The organism is Oribacterium sp., assembly GCF_057249185.1.
Genome location: NZ_DBHIGR010000237.1, coordinates 1 through 2,455 on the forward strand (window position 1 = coordinate 1; position 2,455 = coordinate 2,455).

The 2,455-nt window shown below is 38.6% G+C and carries 3 protein-coding genes; 2 read left to right on the forward strand and 1 reads right to left on the reverse strand.

Annotated elements, in window-relative coordinates:
* Positions 1-532: 532 nt before the first annotated feature.
* Together ACO4PX_RS09885 and ACO4PX_RS09890 are read left to right on the forward strand one after the other, a co-directional pair.
* Complete coding sequence (locus ACO4PX_RS09885; protein WP_485572527.1) at positions 533-1,081, forward strand: DUF6652 family protein; 549 nt, start codon at positions 533-535, stop codon at positions 1,079-1,081.
* A 156-nt stretch (positions 1,082-1,237) separates the two neighbouring features.
* Positions 1,238-1,801, forward strand: a complete 564-nt coding sequence (locus tag ACO4PX_RS09890) for a hypothetical protein (RefSeq protein WP_485572529.1) — start codon at positions 1,238-1,240, stop codon at positions 1,799-1,801.
* 97 nt (positions 1,802-1,898) lie between these two features.
* On the opposite strand, the gene ACO4PX_RS09895 is transcribed toward ACO4PX_RS09890, so the two are convergent.
* Positions 1,899-2,384: a hypothetical protein gene (locus ACO4PX_RS09895; RefSeq protein ID WP_485572531.1), complete on the reverse strand. Its 486-nt coding sequence runs from the start codon at positions 2,382-2,384 to the stop codon at positions 1,899-1,901.
* Positions 2,385-2,455 lie beyond the last annotated feature (71 nt).

Genomic DNA, 2,455 nt, shown 5'->3' on the forward strand with positions numbered 1-2,455 from the left:
CAGAAATAAACTGAATAAGCTAAAATAGATTCCTTTGTATTTCATTACACGCACCCCGCTAAAATTTTTCACCGATGTAGCTCTGGTTCTGCTACTGAGTACATACCGTATGAGCTACACAACAATAGGAATAAAACATAATGAGATAAGATAATGATATAACAAGTAACATGGTATTAGCCTCATTTAACTAATAGTAGCTTAACACTTTCAGCTATTTTGTCCATGCTAATTCTCGGAAGGAAGGCTTATTTTATTGCTTTTCGAAAGAGAAAATATTAGGATGTTTTTTGAGAAATAAAATTTTATCTGTTGAGGAACATAATAAAACAAAAGGAAGAGTAGCAGGTTGTCTAAGCAGGAGAGTATATGCCTAAGATTTCCAGACCGAAAATAGAAATCATTAAGACATCGGAAAGCTAGAGGTAAGCTTATGAAACATTTTTCATGGATTCTCAGAATCTTTCATATTTTTGTATTATATGCTTGGATCGCTTTTATACTTCTGCTTCCGGCAAGCCCCATATTCAGTTTGCAACTTTTCGTCCTCTTGAATATCCTATTCGCCCTTGTGTTTACCGGTCTTTTAATCACTCAGATTGTGGGGGTTTTTAAAATCTTTAAAAGAGAGGATAGTGAGCAGTGCATAAAGGCTTTCCTTTTCTTTAAATACAGCTCCCTGCCTGCCGTACTGATTTTGCTGGCCATCTTTCTTGTGGTTTTACTTGGAGGAATAGGGCTTTCCTTTGTGCTGCTGGTACTGCCGGCGACTCTATTCATTGCTCCTTTTTTCTTCGCTTTGAGCTTGGTAGTAGCACCGCTTTTCCTCGGCATGTCTTTTATGGCGGGATTAGCAGGGCTTAGCTATGCCATTTGCTTGATTTTATTTAGCAGAAAGCAAAAGGGATGGAAAGTCGGACAATGTATCTTGCATTTTATTTTCCAGTGGATTCCTGGCTTTGATATTTTGGATGGTTTGTATATTACGGTACGATATTGGAATAGGGGGAAAATCTTATCGATAATCACTGCAATTTCTGTTATCTTGGGATTAATGTTTATATTATTTATGCGTTCTTAAACAAAGACATTGTGCATTCTTAAACAAAGACATTATGCATTCTTAGAGAAAGACATTATCCCGTTCCCAAGTAGAGAAATGACGCATTCTTAAGCAAAGAGAGTATGCATTCTTAAAGAAAGATAATAAAGATAGCATTTTAGGAAGAGAGACAAAATGAGAAATTTATGTTTTTTATTGATCCCCATGGGGATTGCATTATTGATTTTCAGCATTAGAAAAACAATCCGTTTTGCGAAGGCAGAGCTATTCTTTGAAATGCCCTGCACAGAGGAAGAGGGAAGCGTTCATCTTCCTCAGGGAAATTACGGGATTTGGCTTAGCGGAAGGCGTTTCAAAAAAACTCCTATCGGAAATATCGGCTTTCAGTTAAGTAGAGCAGAGACCGGGGAAAAGCTGTACCTTTCTCCCAGTCTTATGCATATGTCAGTCACTAGCTTTGATAAAGGAAGAATGGAGCTTTATCATTTTCAGGTAGAAGAAGAGGGAAATTATACCCTTTCTTTAGATGGAGAAAGCAGCGTGAGAGACAGGCTGGAGGCGTCTATCGTAAATTTTCTCTTCAAACAGCCGGTGGATTTGAGCAACTTTACCGTACAGATTCGAAAAGGGAATTCTATAGCTATGTTTTTCTTCGCCATTTTAGGCATTAACCTTGCCGCTTGGATGATTCTTGGAGGAGTTATGCTTCCCTTTATATTGGCTGAAGTAGGATATTAATGCTTTTCCCATAACGAATAGTCGACGGTTTGTATGCTTAGCCAATACAATCGTTCATTTCTGGCTTCGCTATGTTCCACGGGCTTTTACGGAAGCTCTACATATTGACGTAAAGAGCCAGAAGGAAGACGGAGAAAAAGGCTGCTCCTCGGACTGCATTGGTAGTGGAGTAGATATGATAGGCATCTTCGGAGGAACTGAATTGCATTCTAAGTAAAAGCAAGATTGGGTGGACTATTAGGGCTACGATTATTGTAGCAAATGGCATCTTCATGCATTGATAGAGAGCGGCGAGAGCGTCTCCGTTTTTATGGTATAGAAAAGCAAAGGTCAAAACATTGACCAAAAGCCAAAGAAAGAGAAATAAATTGGCATCCCGAAGAGCGGCGGAATTCGTTGCATTTTCATATTCTATATGCACTCTTCCCTGAAAAGCCTGCCCGAATTTATAAATCCACTGAGGAACTTCCCGCTTTCTTATTACGCCGTATAAAAGCCGAAAATAAATATAAAAGGTGAGGAGAAAAGAGAGACCAACCATAAGTCCGAAAAAGAATTCAAAGTTAAACAAGTTCATTTTCATTATCCTTTCCTGATCAAATCATTCCCAAATCGATTGTTGAGCGCGGATTCCGTAGTAGAATACAACGCCAT

Coding starts and splice junctions, on each gene's coding strand:
- ACO4PX_RS09895 (WP_485572531.1), bottom strand. CDS start 2,384: ATGAAAATGAACTTGTTTAACTTTGAATTCTTTTTCGGACTTATGGTT.
- ACO4PX_RS09890 (WP_485572529.1), top strand. CDS start 1,238: ATGAGAAATTTATGTTTTTTATTGATCCCCATGGGGATTGCATTATTG.